Source organism: Cellulomonas sp. McL0606 (assembly GCF_058248365.1).
This window is the reverse complement of the sequence record NZ_CM177779.1, coordinates 1393418-1408956: the sequence shown is the minus strand read 5'-3', so window position 1 is coordinate 1408956 and position 15539 is coordinate 1393418. Positions and strand designations below refer to the sequence as shown.

The 15539-nt window shown below is 73.5% G+C and carries 10 protein-coding genes and 3 pseudogenes; 8 read left to right on the top strand and 5 right to left on the bottom strand.

Annotated elements, in window-relative coordinates; genetic code table 11:
- Positions 1-70: 70 nt before the first annotated feature.
- The 4 genes from AC38ZX_RS07145 (at position 71) to AC38ZX_RS07130 (ending at position 4859) form a co-directional block, all read left to right on the top strand.
- The gene (locus AC38ZX_RS07145) at positions 71-1378 is read left to right on the top strand and encodes a GntR family transcriptional regulator (RefSeq protein ID WP_491296834.1); all 1308 of its coding nucleotides are present in this window, start codon (positions 71-73) and stop codon (positions 1376-1378) included.
- A gap of 50 nt (positions 1379-1428) precedes the next feature.
- Entirely contained in the window at positions 1429-2454 is a 1026-nt protein-coding gene (locus AC38ZX_RS07140) for an LLM class F420-dependent oxidoreductase (protein WP_491296833.1), read from the top strand.
- Positions 2455-2468: 14 nt separating this feature from the next.
- Complete coding sequence (locus AC38ZX_RS07135) at positions 2469-2798, top strand: MGMT family protein (protein WP_491296832.1); 330 nt, start codon at positions 2469-2471, stop codon at positions 2796-2798.
- 93 nt (positions 2799-2891) lie between these two features.
- Entirely contained in the window at positions 2892-4859 is a 1968-nt protein-coding gene (locus AC38ZX_RS07130) for an acyltransferase family protein (RefSeq protein ID WP_491296831.1), read from the top strand.
- A gap of 4 nt (positions 4860-4863) precedes the next feature.
- On the opposite strand, the gene AC38ZX_RS07125 is transcribed toward AC38ZX_RS07130, so the two are convergent.
- Complete coding sequence (locus tag AC38ZX_RS07125; RefSeq protein WP_491296830.1) at positions 4864-5763, bottom strand: PP2C family protein-serine/threonine phosphatase; 900 nt, start codon at positions 5761-5763, stop codon at positions 4864-4866.
- Positions 5764-6035: 272 nt separating this feature from the next.
- Here AC38ZX_RS07125 and AC38ZX_RS07120 point away from each other — a divergent pair, with 272 nt between their 5' ends.
- Both AC38ZX_RS07120 and AC38ZX_RS07115 read left to right on the top strand, forming a co-directional pair.
- Entirely contained in the window at positions 6036-6284 is a 249-nt protein-coding gene (locus AC38ZX_RS07120; RefSeq protein ID WP_491296829.1) for a hypothetical protein, read from the top strand.
- A complete protein-coding gene (locus AC38ZX_RS07115; RefSeq protein ID WP_491296828.1) occupies positions 6251-7303 on the top strand; it encodes a GNAT family N-acetyltransferase in 1053 nt (350 codons plus the stop codon). Before AC38ZX_RS07120 ends, AC38ZX_RS07115 begins: the two co-directional genes overlap by 34 nt.
- Here AC38ZX_RS07115 and AC38ZX_RS07110 read toward each other — a convergent pair.
- A complete protein-coding gene (locus AC38ZX_RS07110) occupies positions 7300-7749 on the bottom strand; it encodes a ribose-5-phosphate isomerase (RefSeq protein WP_491296827.1) in 450 nt (149 codons plus the stop codon). The two genes, AC38ZX_RS07115 and AC38ZX_RS07110, sit on opposite strands and share 4 nt — an antisense overlap.
- Before the next feature lie 153 nt (positions 7750-7902).
- On the opposite strand from AC38ZX_RS07110, the pseudogene AC38ZX_RS07105 reads away from it, so the two are divergent.
- Positions 7903-9898 (top strand): annotated as a pseudogene (locus tag AC38ZX_RS07105) (M13 family metallopeptidase).
- A 37-nt stretch (positions 9899-9935) separates the two neighbouring features.
- Here AC38ZX_RS07105 and AC38ZX_RS07100 read toward each other — a convergent pair.
- The 3 genes and pseudogenes from AC38ZX_RS07100 to AC38ZX_RS07090 form a co-directional block, all read right to left on the bottom strand.
- Complete coding sequence (locus tag AC38ZX_RS07100; protein WP_426595143.1) at positions 9936-10457, bottom strand: DUF6636 domain-containing protein; 522 nt, start codon at positions 10455-10457, stop codon at positions 9936-9938.
- An 87-nt stretch (positions 10458-10544) separates the two neighbouring features.
- Entirely contained in the window at positions 10545-11093 is a 549-nt protein-coding gene (locus AC38ZX_RS07095) for a mycothiol-dependent nitroreductase Rv2466c family protein (protein WP_426595893.1), read from the bottom strand.
- 125 nt (positions 11094-11218) lie between these two features.
- Positions 11219-12774 (bottom strand): annotated as a pseudogene (locus AC38ZX_RS07090) (phytoene desaturase family protein).
- Between the two features lie 131 nt (positions 12775-12905).
- On the opposite strand from AC38ZX_RS07090, the pseudogene pepN reads away from it, so the two are divergent.
- Positions 12906-15507: pseudogene (gene pepN / locus AC38ZX_RS07085) on the top strand (aminopeptidase N).
- The last annotated feature ends 32 nt before the right edge of the window (positions 15508-15539 follow it).

The window sequence follows — 15539 nt, the reverse complement described above, 5'->3', positions numbered from 1 at the left end:
GATGTGATCTGGTCCGTCGACCCCTCCTCCGCCGAGCCGCTGTTCGCGCAGCTCGCGTCCCAGGTGCGTGGTGCGGTCTCCCGGGGGGAAGCCCGCGGGCACCCGTCTGCCGGCCGCCCGCGACCTCGCGGGCTCGCTCGAGGTCAACGTGCACACCGTGCTCCGCGCCTACCAGGCGTTGCGCGACGACGGACTGCTCGAGCTCCGCCGCGGCCGGGGCGCCGTCGTGACGGCACCGGCCGTCGACCACTCCGCCCTGCACGACGACGTCGCGGTGCTGGTCGCGACCGCACGCCGGCTGGGCGTCCCGCCCGCGACCACGCTCTGGCTGGTCAAGGACGCCCTGTCCACCAGCCTCCCCACCGCGCAGGAGGCCCCGATGACCGCCGACGTTCGGCCGGACGTGCCCCAGCGGGGACTCACCACCCTCCTCGGGCTCGTCGTCCCCCTGGCGATCGCGGCGGCCGCGGCCCTGCTCGCCCTGTCCTGGCGGTCCGAGCTGCCCGACCCGGTCGCCACCCACTGGGGTCGGGACGGCGTGAACGGCGTGGGCTCGCTCACCGGGCAGGTGGTCGTGCTCACGCTGGTCGCCGTCCTGTGCACGGTCGGTGGCTGGGCGCTCGCGTTCTTCGTCGGCCGCGCGTCGTCCGTCCGCCGCATCGGCGTCGGCACCTCGCTCGGCATGACGACGTTCCTGTCCGGCCTCCTGCTCGCCACCCTCCAGCCGCAGAAGGGCCTCAGCGACGCGTACCAGGCGCCGGACGCGGTCGGGGCGGTCGCCGCGGTGGCGCTCGTCGCGCTCGTGGTCGCGGCACTGGGCGCGCTCGCCGTCCGGCCGGACCCGCCCAGGCCGTCGACCACCCCCGTCCAGGCACCCGACGGCCTCGTCCTGCCGGCCGACGCGCGGGTCGCGTGGGTCCAGCACGTCCGCACGGTCGCGCTCGGCTGGATCGCCGTCGGGGTCGGAGCGTGCGTCGTCGTGATCGGGATCGCCACCGACACCGCGGTCCTCCTCGTGCCGCTCGGCGTGCTGATCGCGGCCCTGCTCGCGACGTTCGCGTCCTTCACGGTCACGGTCGACGGCCGCGGACTGACCGCGCGGGGCACGTTCGGCTGGCCGCGGCTCGTCGTGCCGCTGTCGGAGATCGAGGGTGTGGCAGTGACCCAGGTGCGGCCGCTGCGCGACTTCGGCGGGTGGGGCTACCGCGTGGGTCGCCAGGGACGCGTGGGCATCGTCGCGCGCGCCGGCGACGCGGTCGAGGTCCGTCGAACAGGTGCGCGGATCGTCGTCGTGACGGTGGACGATGCCTCCACCGGTGCGACGCTGCTGCAGGCGCTGGCCGCCCGGGCGACCGCGGGGCCGGTTACCGGCGAGTAGCCTGACGCGGGCGCCGTGGCGCCGCGGGTCGACGACGACGAGGAGGACGGATGCGCCTGGGCTACCACACGGGCTACTGGTCGGCGGGTCCCCCGCCCGGGGCGCAGGAGGCCGTGCTCGGCGCCGAACAGCTCGGGTTCGACTCCGTCTGGACCGCGGAGGCGTACGGGTCCGACGCCTTCACACCGCTCGCGTGGTGGGGTTCGCGCACCTCACGCCTGCGTCTCGGCACCGCGATCGCGCAGATCTCGGCGCGCACCCCGACCGCGACCGCGATGGCCGCCCTCACGCTCGACCACCTCTCGTGCGGCCGGTTCGTGCTGGGCCTCGGCGCCTCCGGCCCCCAGGTGGTCGAGGGCTGGTACGGCCAGCCCTACCCACGGCCGCTCGCCCGCACGCGCGAGTACGTCGCGATCGTGCGGCAGGTGCTCGCCCGCGAGGCGCCGGTCACGTTCGACGGCCAGTTCTACAGACTCCCCCTGCCCCCCGACCAAGGCGCCGGGCTGGGCAAGGCGCTGCGCTCGACCGTGCACCCGCTGCGCACCGACCTGCCGATCCACCTCGCGGCCGAAGGGCCGCGCAACATCGCGATGACGGCCGAGATCGCGGACGGCTGGCTCCCGCTGTTCTACTCGCCGCGCATGGACGGCGAGTACCGGACGCTCCTGGCGGAGGGCTTCGCCAAGCGCGCGGCGCCGGCGCAGGACTTCGAGGTCGTCGCGACCGTGCCCGTCGTGCTCGGCGACGACGTGGAGCAGGCGGCCGACCAGGTCCGTCCGTTCATCGCCCTGTACGCCGGCGGCATGGGCGCCAAGGGCGCCAACTTCCACCGCGACGTGCTCGACCGGCTCGGGTACGCGCAGGCGTGCGACGAGATCCAGGCGCACTACCTGGCCGGCGACAAGGCGCGCGCGACGGCTGCCGTCCCGCTCGAGCTGGTGCAGGACATCGCTCTCGTCGGCACGGTCGACGACGTCCGCGCGCAGCTGCCGGCGTGGGAGGCCACCGCGATCACCACCATGCTCGTCCAGGCCGACCCGCGCACGCTGCCCGCGATCGCCGCAGCATTGTCCTGAGATGCTGCCCTGAGATGGACGACGACTACGCGGAGGCCGTGCTCGATCTCGTCGGCCAGATCCCGGCGGGCCGCGCGATGACCTACGGGCTCATCGCCGAGATCGTCGGGGACCGGCTCGAGGCGAGCGAAGGGAAGCGTCGCGGCGGACCGCGGCAGGTGGGCACCGTGCTCGCCCGGACCGGGTCCGACGTGCCCTGGTGGCGGGTGGTCAACACGGTCGGCCGGCCGCCCGAGCGGCTCCTGCAGCGCGCCCTCGAGGAGCTGCGCGCCGAGCGGACGCCCTTGTCAGCCGACGGCACGCGGGTCGCCCTGCGGGCCGCGGTCTGGTTTCCCGACGACTGAGCGTGTCCCGCGCGGTCGGCCACCGCGGGCGACGTAGCCTTGCCCCGCGCGAACGGCCGTGAGCCGGCCCGCGCGGGTACAGCTGGGGGATCCATGGCCACGATCGCGACGCTCGAACGTCCTGCGTCCGTCGCTGCCCCGGCGCCTGCGCGGATGCCGCACCTGAGGGGTCTGGACGGGATACGGGCGCTGGCCGTCGCGGGGGTCGTGGTCTACCACCTGGGCACTCCGTGGATGCGTGGCGGGTTCCTCGGTGTCGACGTCTTCTTCGTCCTGTCGGGCTACCTGATCACGACGTTGATCCTCGACGAGGTCGAACGGACGGGACGCTTCTCGTTCCGGCACTTCTATCTGCGTCGAGCCCGGCGGCTGCTGCCCGCGCTGGCCGTCCTGCTGCTGGCCGTGGCGGGCGTCGGGCTCGTCCTGCGCTCCGAGGCGGGCGAGGTGCGCGGGGACATCGTGGCGGCCGTCGGCTACGCCTCGAACTGGTGGCAGATCGCCGCCGACCGGTCCTACTTCGAGCTCGTCAGCCGCCCGCCGCTGCTGCAGCACCTGTGGTCGCTCGCGATCGAGGAGCAGTTCTACCTCGTCTTCCCGCTGGTCGCGCTGCTGGCCATCCGGTCCGGCCGCGCCAGGGTCGGGCAGCTCGCGGCGCTCCTCGCGATCGCGTCGACGGTCGCGATGGGCGTCATCGCGATCCGCACGAACACCCCCGTCCCGCACGACCCCAGCCGCGTGTACTTCGGCACGGACACCCACTCGATGGGGCTGCTGGTGGGTGCCGCGATGGCGTCGGTGTGGATGCCGTGGCGGACGTGGCAGCGGGCCGGTTCCTGGGCGCACGAGCGCGGGACGGCGGTGCGCCGGTTCGAGGCGGGCGTCACTGACGTGCTCGGCGTGCTCGCGCTGCTCGCGGTCGGCGCCGCCTTCGTCTGGGTCGACGAGTACAGCGCGGCCCTCTACCGCGGCGGGTTCCTCGCGTTCTCGGTGGTCGCCGCGATCCTCGTCGGGGCCGTCAGCGACCCGGCCGGCCTGCTCGGACGCCAGCTCGGTCGGCAGCCGCTGCGGTGGGTGGGCGAGCGCTCGTACGGCATCTACCTGTGGCACTGGCCGGTGTTCGTGCTCAGCCGCCCGGGCATCGACGTCGACACCGCCGGCTGGCTCGTGACGCCCCTGCGGCTGGTGGTCGTGCTCGTGCTCGCCGAGCTGTCGTACCGGTACGTCGAGCTGCCGGTGCGGCGCGGAGCGCTCACCCGGGCCCTCGCGACCCTGCGGCACAGCGGTGCTCGGCGTCGCCGGTCCGCGGTCGCCGTCGGTGGCGCGTCGACCGCCGTCGTCGCGCTGGCCGTGGCCGTTGCCGTCGCGCTGGCGCAGGTACCTACGGCCAGCGCCGCCCAGAACACCGTGCAGCCCGGCATCCCGGCGGCCCTGGCGCTCGCGGCCAGGCCGTCACCGACGGCGTCCGCCGATGTCGCTGCGCCGTCCGCACCGACACCCATGCTGACGGTGCCTGCGCCGCCGTCCGTGCTCGCCGCACCGACGTCCCCGGTGCCCGCCGCGCCGGCGCCCGCGCCCGTGGCTCCCGCGCCGCCGCCCGACCCGATCGGCGGGGCCTCGGCGTTCGGCGACTCGGTCATGCTCGGCGCGGCGGCCGAGCTCAACGCCCGCGGCATCGGCGTCGACGCCGCCGAGTCGCGCCAGTTCGGGGTCATGGTCGACCTGGTGCTCGCCTCGGCGGCCGCCGGGACGCTCGGGCACACCGTGATCGTGCACGGCGGGACCAACGGCCCGATCGACGAGGCGACGCTGCGCCGCCTGCTCGACAACACCCGCGACCGTCGGGTGTTCCTGGTGAACGTCCACGTCCCGCGCACGTGGGAAGGGTTCGACAACGACCTGTTCACCCGGGTGGTCGCCCAGTACCCGAACGTCAAGGTGCTCGACTGGTCCTCGCTCGCGGCCGCCAACCGTCCCTGGCTCTACGCCGACGACATCCACCTGCGACCCGGCAGCGGACGCGACGGGTACGCCGCCTGGGTCCTGGCATCGATCCAGCCCTGAGCGTTCAGTCGCGCCGGATCAGGACCACGGCACGGTCGTCGTCGTCCCGCGCTGCGACCCCGGACAGCACCTGCGCGGCCCGTCCGCCGCCCGGCGAGAGCACCCGGTCCGCGACGCCCATCAGCCGGTCGATGCCCTGGTCCAGGTCGCCGGCCGCGCCACCCTCGATGACGCCGTCCGTGTAGAGCATCAGCACGTCGCCGCGCTCGAGCCGGCCCGCTCGAGCCTCGCACACGAAGTCCGCGACGACGCCCAGCGCCGGGCTGCCGACGGTGTCGACGAGGTCGAGGCGACCGGACCCGGCATGCCGGTGGACGGCCGGCGGGTGCCCGGCGGACGACACCCAGAAGTCCCCGCTGGGCAGGTCGACCGCCACGTGGATGGCCGTCGCGAAGCCCTCCTCCCAGTCCTGGTCGAGCAGGTACCCGTTGGCGGCGCCCAGGAACTCCTCCCGGGGCAGCGCGCCGAGCAGACCGCCGAACGCACCCGAGAACTGCAGCGAGCGCACGCCGGCGCCCAGACCCTTGCCGGACACGTCGACCAGCACCAGCCCGAGGTGCTTCCCGCCGTCCCTGCTGCCGGCGACCATGAAGTCGCCCGAGAACCCGTCGGCGTGCGCGGACCGGATGACGCTGTCGACGTGCCAGCCGTCCGGCAGGCGCGGCACCCTGCCGTGCGCGGCGAGCCGGTCCCGCAGGTCGACGAGCATGAGGTCGCCGGGCGCACCCTGCAGCCCGAGGCGTTGCCGTTCGCGCGCGAAGGCGATGCCCGCCACCACCGAGGCGGTGATCACGATGATGATGCCCGGGATCACCGTGGGCGAGTCCGTCCACCACAGCCACCACGTCGCCGCGAGCACGACCGCACCGAGCACCATCAGTGGGCGCAGCAGCAGCAGGAACACGGCGACGAAGCTCGAGCAGCAGGAACGACGAGGGCGGGACCCAGTCGGGGAACACGCGCACACCCGCGACGATCAGGGCGACGCACCCGATCATCACGGTCGTCAGCCCGATCTGTGATCGGCCGCCCCACCGGCGCAGCAGGAACGTTGCACGCGTGAGCAGGCCCCTCTTCGGCGCCCACGCGAGAACCCGCACGTCGTGAGCGTATCCGGCGCGTTTGCGCCGCGGATATCGGGTGTCCTCCAGACCGATACCTGGGCACCATGGGGCCATGAGTCCTCTGCCCGATGGATACCGGATCGTCGACGTCGCCGAGCCCCGCAAGGACGAGTTCCTCGAGGTGGACCGGCTGGCGTTCGCGTTCGACACCACCCCGGAGACCGACGCCCTCGTCCCGCTCACCCTCACCTGGGACCGCACGGTCGCGGTCGAGTCCCCGGACGGTGCGCTCGCCGCGGTGCACGCGTCGTTCGAGTTCCAGCCCCCGTGCCGGGCGCCACGATCGCGTGCTCCGGCCTGACCTGGGTGGGCGCCCGTCCCGACCAGCGACGCCGCGGGCTGCTGCACGCCATGATCGACACCCACTTCGAGCGCTCCCTGGCCCGGGGCGAACCGGTCTCGGCCCTGTTCGCGGCCGAGCACGCGATCTACGGCCGGTTCGGGTACGGGTCCGCGTGCGACGACGTGCGGCTCAAGCTCGGTCGCGGTGCGGCCCTGCGCGACGTCCCCGGATCGGCCGACCTGACGGTGCGGTTCGACACCGTCGACGTGGACCGGCACACGCCGGCGGTCGACGCCGTGCACCGGGCCGCGGGCGTCGGACGCCCCGGGTGGATCACCCGAGACACCCCCGACCACCAGCGACGCGCCCTCGCCGACCCGCCCGCCTGGCGCGACGGCGGCGAGCCGCTGCGCATCGTGACGGTGCTGGACGAGGACGGTTCGGCCCGGGCCTACGCCACGTTCCGGCGCAAGGAGAACTGGGGCGACGGTGGTCCGGCCGGGATCGTGCGGGTGCGCGAGGCCGCAGCGGTCGACGCCGCGGCGGCGCACCGTCTCTGGTCGTTCCTGCTGGACCTCGACCTCATGGCGACCGTCGAGAGCCCCATGCTGCCGGCCGACGATCCGCTGCTCCTCCTGCTCGTGGACCAGCGCGGGGCGCGGCCGCGGCTCACCGACAACGTCTGGGTGCGGCTGCTCGACCTGCCGGTCGCCCTCGCGGGCCGGAGCTACAGCGCCCCGCTCGACGTCGTCCTCGACGTGACCGACACGCGCCTGCCCGCGAACGCCGGACGGTGGCGTCTGACCACGGGCGAGCGCGGGGCGGACGGCGCCTGGTCGGCATCCGTCGCCCGGACCGACGACGACGCCGACCTCGTGGTCGACGTCCGGGAGCTCGGCGCCGCGTACCTCGGTGGACGGTCCGTCGCGGCGCAGGCGGCCGCGGGTCTCGTCCTGGAGCGGACCGCGGGCGCCGTCCAGGCGGTCGCAGCCGCGTTCGCGTGGCCCGTCGCGCCCCTGTGCAGCTGGGTGTTCTAGCGGGTCTGCTCGTACGCGGTGAGCAGGTCGATCCGGCGCTGGTGCCGCGGGTCCTGGCTGAAGGGCTCGGCGACGAACGCGTCGACGAACGAGAGCGCGTCCTGCTCGGTGTGCTGGCGCGCCCCGATCGCGACGACGTTGGCGTCGTTGTGCTGGCGGGCCAGCTGCGCGGTCGACAGGTTCCACGCGAGCGCCGCGCGGACGCCGTCCACCTTGTTCGCCGCGATCTGCTCGCCGTTGCCCGAGCCGCCGATGACCACACCCAGCGAGCCGGGGTCCGCGACGACCGCCTCGCCCGCCTCGATGCAGAACGGCGGGTAGTCGTCCTGGGCGTCGTAGGTGTGCGCGCCGTGGTCGACGACCTCGTGGCCGGCGCCGCGCAGGTGCTCGGCCACCGCCACCCGCAGCTCGTAACCGGCGTGGTCGGAGGCGACGTGGATGCGCATGGGCCCATCCTGCCGCACGCCCGCCGCACGTCCGCACCACGACCGCACCACGTCCGCACCGCGTCCGCACCACTGCTCAGCGTTCGCGCTCAGCAGATCCCCCGGACCGGCGTCCGCCCGGGCGAGGTCGGTGCCGGTCCGTACGCTGTCCTCATGACGCGCAGTGGCATCGACCTGACCTCACTCGACCCCGACGTCCGTCCCCAGGACGACCTCTACGCCCACGTGAACGGCCTCTGGGCCGCAGCGCACGTGATCCCCGCCGACCGCGCGATGGACGGCTCCTTCCGGGCCCTGCACGACCAGGCCGAGGAGCAGGTACGGGACATCATCACCGACGCGGGTACCGCGGGCACAGGGGCGGCGGACGGAGAATCGACCGATCCCGTCGAGGCGAAGGTGGGCGGCCTGTACGCCAGCTTCATGGACACCGACACGATTGCGGCGCGCGGGCTCGACCCGCTGCAGGTGGACCTGGCGCTCATCGCGGGCGCGACCTCGCAGGCCGAGCTGACGGGCGTGCTCGGCGCGCTGCAGCGCACGGGCGGGGCCGGCGGCGTCGAGTTCGGCGTCGACAACGACTCCAAGGAGCCCACCCGCTACGTCGTCCTGCTGGCGCAGGGCGGCCTCGGTCTGCCCGACGAGTCGTACTACCGCGACGAGCAGTACGCGAGCGTCCTGGCCGCCTACCGCCCACACGTCGCCACCATGCTCCGGCTCGGCGGCGTCGCGGCGGACGACGCGGCCGCCGACGAGCTCGCCGGCCGCGTCGTGGGGCTGGAGACCAAGCTGGCCGCCGCACACTGGGACGTCGTCAAGGACCGCGACGCCGACCTCACCTACAACGCGATGACGCTCACCGAGCTGGCCGAGAGCGCCCCCGGGTTCGACTGGAACACCTGGGTGCTCGCTCTGGGTGCGCCCGCGGGGGCCTTCGACCGGCTGGTCGTGCGGGAGCCGTCGTTCGCCGTGACGTTCTCGGAGCTGTGGCAGTCGGAGCCGCTCGAGGACTGGCAGGCCTGGCTTGCCTTCCACCTCGTCAGCAGCCGCGCCTCGTACCTGACGGACGACCTGGTCGACGCGAACTTCGACTTCTACGGCCGCACGCTCACCGGTGCGCAGGAGCCGGGACCGGTGGAAGCGGGCCGTCTCCGTGGTGCAGGGCGTGCTCGGCGAGGCCGTCGGCAAGGTCTACGTCGAGCGGCACTTCCCGCCCAGCCACAAGGCGCGCATGGAGGAGCTGGTCGGTCACCTGGTCGAGGCGTACCGCGAGTCGATCACCGGTCTCGACTGGATGGGCGAGGACACGCGCGCCAAGGCGCTGGCCAAGCTCGACGCGTTCACCCCGAAGATCGGCTACCCCGTGCGCTGGCGCGACTACAGCGCGCTCGTGGTCGAGCCGGACGACCTCGTCGGCAACATCAAGCGCGCACACGCGGCCGAGCAGGACCGCGAGCTGGCGAAGATCGGCAAGCCGATCGACCGCGACGAGTGGTTCATGACGCCGCAGACGGTGAACGCGTACTACAACCCCGGCATGAACGAGATCGTCTTCCCAGCCGCGATCCTGCAGCCCCCGTTCTTCGACGCCGACGCCGACCCGGCGGTCAACTACGGCGGCATCGGCGCGGTGATCGGCCACGAGATCGGCCACGGGTTCGACGACCAGGGCTCCAAGTTCGACGGCGACGGCCTCCTCGAGGACTGGTGGACCGCGGAGGACCGGGCGGAGTTCGAGACGCGCACCAAGGCGCTCATCGACCAGTACTCCGAGTTCTCGCCCGAGCAGCTGGCGGGCAGCCACCACGTCAACGGCGAGCTGACGATCGGCGAGAACATCGGCGACCTGGGCGGGCTGTCGATCGCGTTGACGGCCTACCGGATCGCCCTGGGCGCACCGCTGTCCGAGGCCCCGGTGATCGACGGGCTGACCGGCGTCCAGCGCGTGCTGCTCGGCTGGGCGCAGGTGTGGCAGGCGAAGGGGCGCGACGAGGAGATCATCCGGCGCCTGGCGATGGACCCGCACTCCCCCAACGAGTTCCGCTGCAACGGGGTGGTCCGCAACATCGACGAGTTCTACGAGGCGTTCGACGTGCAGCCCGGGGACGCCCTGTACCTGGACCCGCAGGAGCGCGTCCGCATCTGGTGACGGGGTGACGTGACCCTGGGCCGCCCACCCGGGCGGCTCAGGAGATCTCCTTCCACGCGGCCCGGGCGAGCTGGAAGCCCTTGCCCGACCCGTCGACGCACTGCACGCCGTCGGTCGCGCTCGTGCACGTGTACTCGCCCACCGTCGTGGACTTCCCGTAGTCGAGCACGGGCACGTCGCTGCCGGCCACCGCGGGTGGCGGACCGCTGACGCACGAGAACGCGACGCCGTCGGCGTTGAGCACGATCACGTGCCCGGTGACCTCGGCGCACCCGGGCACGACCGGGGGGGCGTAGGTGAAGCTCGCGATCGTGCACGTCACACCGTCGGTCGACATCGCGCAGGCGATGTTGCCGCTGGGCAGGGCGAACTGCGTGGTCCCGGTGGCCGCGGGCGACCCGGCGCCGGACGGGTGGGCCGACGTGCCGGTGCCGGCGCTCCCTGCGGTGTCACCCGAATCCCCACCGCCGCCGCCCCGGTTCAGCGCGATGACCACCAGGAGGACCACGAGCACGACGTCGACGACGACGAAGACCGTGATGAGCGTGCGCCGCCTCATGTCACCTCCGCAGGCCGCTACCGACCCGTTCGACTCCTTGACCGGCGACCAGGATCACACGGGAGGAACCGGACGTGCGAACCGGCGTCAGAACGAGGGGCCGGCCGTCCGCGAACGCTTCAGCTCGTAGAAGCCGGGCACGGACGTCATCAGCGCGAGCCCGTCGAAGAGGCGCAGGGCCGCGTCGCCCGTGGGCGCGGGCGTGATGACCGGGCCGAAGAAGCCCACGCCGTCGATGGCCACGACGGGTGTCCCGACGTCCTCGCCGACCAGCGAGATGCCCTCCGTGTGCGACTCGCGCAGGAGGGCGTCGACCTCGTCGGTCTCGGCGACGGCGGCGAGCGAGGCGGGCAGACCGACCTCGGCGAGCGACTCCGCGATGATCGCTGCGGTGTCGGTGCGGGCGCCCGGGTGCCGGCGCGTGCCGATCGCGTCGTACAGCGGCTTGATGACGCCGTCGCCGTGGTCGCGCGCCGCGGCGATGATCACGCGAACCGGACCCCAGGCCTCGTCCATCAGCGCCCGGTAGTTCTCCGGCAGGTCCCGCTTCTCGTTGAGCACGGCCAGGCTCATCACGTGCCAGCGCACCTCGACCTCTCGCTGCGCGCTCACCTCGTCCATCCAGCGCGACGTCATCCAGGCCCACGGGCACAGCGGGTCGAACCAGAAGTCGACGACGGGCGTGGTGCTCACAGGGTCCTCCAGGGGTTGTCGATGGGTGCCGTGGTCGACAACACCGATTGCCTCGGAGAACTTCCCGATCAGAGGAGCTGCGAGACCACGACCATGGCCGCGGCGCGCCCCGGGATGCCGCTGACGCCTCCGCCGCGGCGGGCGCCGGCGCCCGCCAGCAGGACGCGCGGGTGGGCGGTCTCGACGCCCCAGCGGCCCACCTCGTCGTCCCGTTCGGCCCACGGCCACGACAGGTCGCGGTGGAAGATGTGGCCGCCGGGCAGCGCCACGTCGGCCTCGAGGTCGACCGGGCTCCGGACCTCGAGGCACGGCGTCCCGTCGGCGTCGGCCAGGAGGCAGTCCTCGATCGGCTCGGCAAGCACGCTGTCCAGGGAGGCGAGCGTCGCGGCGAGCGCGTCCGAGCGGGCAGCGTCGGGGTCGTCGACGAACAGCCGGGCCGGCATGTGCAGCCCGAACGCCGTCAGCGTGTGGGCGCCGCCGGCGCGCAGCTCCGGGCCCAGGATCGAGTCGTCGGTGAGCGAGTGGCAGTAGGTCTCGACGGGCGGGACCGCGGGGATGTGGCCGGCGGCGGCCTCGGCGTGCGCCTGCTCCAGCTGCATCGCCGTCTCGTTGACGTGGAACGTGCCCGCGAACGCGACGGCCGGGTCGACGCCGGAGCGCAGGCGCGGCAGCCGGCTGAGCACCATGTTGACCTTGAGCTGCGACCCCTCCGGTGGCGGGTCGGCCGGCGCGTCGCCCAGCAGCCGGTCGAGCACGGCCGGGGCGCAGGCGGCGAGGACGAACTGCGCGCTCGCGCTGCGCGGGACGCCGTCCTCGTCGGTCCAGCTGACCTCCGCCGGGCGAGCGGCCGTGCCGGGGTCGACATGGGTGACGGTGGCGCCGGTGCGCAGGTCGGCGCGCCACGCCCGTGCCGCGTCCTCCAGCGCCGCCTCGACGGCCCCCATGCCACCCACCGGCACGTCCCAGTCCCCGGTGCCGCCGCCGATGACGTGGTACAGGAAGCAGCGGTTCGCCGGGCCGGCGTCGCGCGTCGACGCGAACGTCCCGATCAACGCGTCGGTGAGCACCACGCCGCGGACCAGGTCGTCACGGAACGTGCCGTCGACGACGTCGGCGATCGGGTTGTCGACCAGGTCGCGCCAGTCGTCCTCGCCCAGCAGCGCGCGGGCGTCGGCGCGCGACAGCAGCGGCTCGGTCATCGTCGGGAAGAGCCGTGCTGCCAGAGCCCCGGTGCGCGCACCGAACCCGCGCCAGGCGGCCAGGTCGCCGGTCGCGCCGATCGCGTCGAACGACGCGGCGGTGGCTGCCTCGTCGGCGGTGTCGACCAGCAGGCCACGACCGGGGTCACCGGGGACCGGCGTGTAGGACGCGTACCGCCGGCGCCGCAGCTCGATCGGCAGCCCAGCTCACCGACCACCCTGCGCGGGAGCAGGGAGACGAGGTAGGAGTAGCGCGACACCCGGGCATCGACGCCCGGGAACATCCGCTCGGACCGCGTGGCACCCCCGAGGTGCTCGGAGCGTTCGAGCACCAGGACGGTCTGGCCCACGCGGGCCAGGTATGCGGCGGCGGTGAGCCCGTTGTGGCCGCCGCCGACCACGATCGCGTCGTAGGTGGCGTGCACGCGACGAACCCTAGGCCCGCGCGCCCGGGGCCCGGCCAGGCTCGCCCGTGCATGGGATGATCGAGCGAGCCCGACCCGCGCACACCAGCGGGCGCAGCCACCACGAAGAGACCACGACCCAAGGAGTCTGCGTGCCTGGAGAGAACCTCACCCGAGCCGAGGCGCGCGAGCGTGCAGCCGTCGTGCGGACCGAGTCGTACGAGGTCGCGCTCGACCTCACCACCGGCCCGACGACCTTCACGTCGCGCACCACGGCGCGGTTCGCCGCCACCCCCGGGGCGAGCACGTTCATCGACCTGATCGCGCCGACCGTCCGCGAGGTGACCCTCAACGGACGCGCGCTCGACGTCGCCACCGTGGTCGCCGACTCGCGGATCGCCCTGGCCGACCTCGCCGCCGACAACGAGCTCGTCGTCGTCGCGGACGCGGCCTACATGAACACCGGCGAGGGCCTGCACCGCTTCGTCGACCCGGTGGACGACGAGGTCTACCTGTACTCGCAGTTCGAGGTGGCCGACTCCCGGCGGGTTTTCGCGGTGTTCGAGCAGCCCGACCTCAAGGCGACGTTCGCGTTCACCGTCACCGCGCCGGCGCACTGGACCGTGGTGTCCAACTACCCGCAGGTCGACGCCCCCGTCGCGGTCCCGGACGGCGTGAACGCCAACGGCGGCGCGGACAAGGGCACGGCGACGTGGACCTTCGAGACCACGCCACGGATCTCGTCGTACATCACCGCGATCATCGCCGGGCCGTACCACGGGGAGCACCAGGAGCTGCACAAGCTCCGACGGCCGGACCGTCCCGCTGGGCGTCTACTGCCGCGGGTCGCTGGCCGAGCACCTCGACACGGACAACATCCTGGACGTCACGCGCCGCGGGTTCGAGTTCTACGAGCGTTCCTTCGGGGCGCCTTACCCGTTCGCCAAGTACGACCAGCTGTTCGTCCCCGAGTTCAACGCGGGCGCCATGGAGAACGCCGGCGCCGTGACGTTCCTCGAGTCCTACGTGTTCCGCTCGAAGGTCCCCGAGGCCACGATCGAGCGCCGCGCGGTGACGATCCTGCACGAGCTCGCGCACATGTGGTTCGGCGACCTGGTGACCATGCGCTGGTGGGACGACCTGTGGCTGAACGAGTCGTTCGCCGAGTACGCCTCGACGCTGGCCGCGGCCAGCGCGACGCGCTGGACCAGCGCCTGGACCACGTTCTCCTCGCTCGAGAAGAACTGGGCCTACCGTCAGGACCAGCTGCCCTCCACGCACCCGATCGTCGCGGACATGCGCGACCTGGAGGACGTCGAGGTCAACTTCGACGGCATCACGTACGCCAAGGGCGCCAGCGTGCTCAAGCAGCTGGTCGCCTGGGTCGGCCAGGACGAGTTCTTCGCAGGCGTACGCGCCTACTTCGCCAAGCACGCGTGGGGCAACACCGAGCTGCGTGACCTGCTGACCGAGCTGGAGGCGACGAGCGGTCGCGACCTGTCCGCCTGGTCCGGGCTGTGGCTGGAGCGGGCGGGCGTCACCCTGCTGCGTCCGGAGATCGTCGTCGACGACGCCGGGGTCATCACCTCGTTCGCGGTCCTGCAGGAGGTTCCCGACGAGTACCCGGTCCAGCGCCCGCACCGCCTGGCCGTCGGCGGCTACGACCTCGACGCCGCGACGGGCCGGCTCGTCCGGACGGTGCGCGTCGAGCTCGACGTCGACGGTGCGCGGACCGAGGTCCCGGAGCTGGTCGGCGTCCCGCGTCCCGCGTTGATCCTGGTGAACGACGACGACCTGGCCTACGCCAAGATCCGCCTGGACGCGCAGTCGCTGGCCACGGCGGTCGAGCACCTGGGCGAGTTCGACGACTCGCTGCCCCGCACGCTGGTGTGGACGGCGGCGTGGGACGCCACCCGCGACGGCGAGACTCCCGCCGGGGCGTTCGTGGACCTGGTGCTGGGCAACCTCGCGCACGAGACCGACTCCTCGGTCCTGCTCGTCCTGCTGCGCCAGCTGGGCACCACCCTCGACCTGTTCGTCGCCCCCGAGCACCGGGCCGCCTCGGACGTCCGAGCCGCCGACGCGCTGCTCGCGCTGGCCCGTGGCGCACAAGCCGGCTCCGACACGCAGCTGCAGCTGGTCAAGGCGTTCGCCGGCCGGGCGGCGACGGCCGACCAGCTGGATGCCGTGCGCGACCTGCTCGACGGGCACGCGACGCTGGAGGGGCTGTCGATCGACACCGACCTGCGCTGGGAGCTGCTGACGTCGCTGGTCGCCGGTGGCCGTGCGGGCGAGGTCGACGTCGCCGCGCAGCTCGCCGCCGACCCGACCGCGACCGGGCAGCGGGCCGCGTCCGCCGCGCGGGCGGCCGTCCCGACCGCGAAGGCCAAGGCGACCGCCTGGGCCGCCGTCCTCGGTGGTGACGGTCTGCCCAACGCGATCCAGGCCGCCACGATCGCCGGCTTCGGGCGCGTGCACGACATCGGTCTGCTCCTGCCGTTCGTCGCGCCGTACTTCGAGAGCCTCGAACAGGTCTGGGCGTCGAAGACGAGCGAGATGGCGCAGAACATCGTCGTCGGCCTCTACCCGACCGACCTGGCCGGCGACGGCCGCGTGGACGTCCTCGCCCTGACCGACGGGTGGCTCGCCGGCCACCCGGACGCCTCACCGGCCCTGCGCCGGCTGGTGCTCGAGTCCCGCGACGGCGTCCGCCGGGCGCTGGCCGCCCAGGCGGCGGACCGACTGCCCCGCTGACGCGTCGACCGACGGCCCCGTCCGGTGCGGGC

What these genes read in the sequence shown, in the direction of transcription:
- AC38ZX_RS07140 (WP_491296833.1), top strand. Translation starts at nt 1,429, where the DNA reads ATGCGCCTGGGCTACCACACGGGCTACTGGTCGGCGGGTCCCCCGCCC.
- AC38ZX_RS07135 (WP_491296832.1), top strand. Translation starts at nt 2,469, where the DNA reads ATGGACGACGACTACGCGGAGGCCGTGCTCGATCTCGTCGGCCAGATC.
- AC38ZX_RS07130 (WP_491296831.1), top strand. Translation starts at nt 2,892, where the DNA reads ATGGCCACGATCGCGACGCTCGAACGTCCTGCGTCCGTCGCTGCCCCG.
- AC38ZX_RS07120 (WP_491296829.1), top strand. Translation starts at nt 6,036, where the DNA reads ATGAGTCCTCTGCCCGATGGATACCGGATCGTCGACGTCGCCGAGCCC.
- AC38ZX_RS07110 (WP_491296827.1), bottom strand. Translation starts at nt 7,749, where the DNA reads ATGCGCATCCACGTCGCCTCCGACCACGCCGGTTACGAGCTGCGGGTG.
- AC38ZX_RS07100 (WP_426595143.1), bottom strand. Translation starts at nt 10,457, where the DNA reads ATGAGGCGGCGCACGCTCATCACGGTCTTCGTCGTCGTCGACGTCGTG.
- AC38ZX_RS07095 (WP_426595893.1), bottom strand. Translation starts at nt 11,093, where the DNA reads ATGACGTCGCGCTGGATGGACGAGGTGAGCGCGCAGCGAGAGGTCGAG.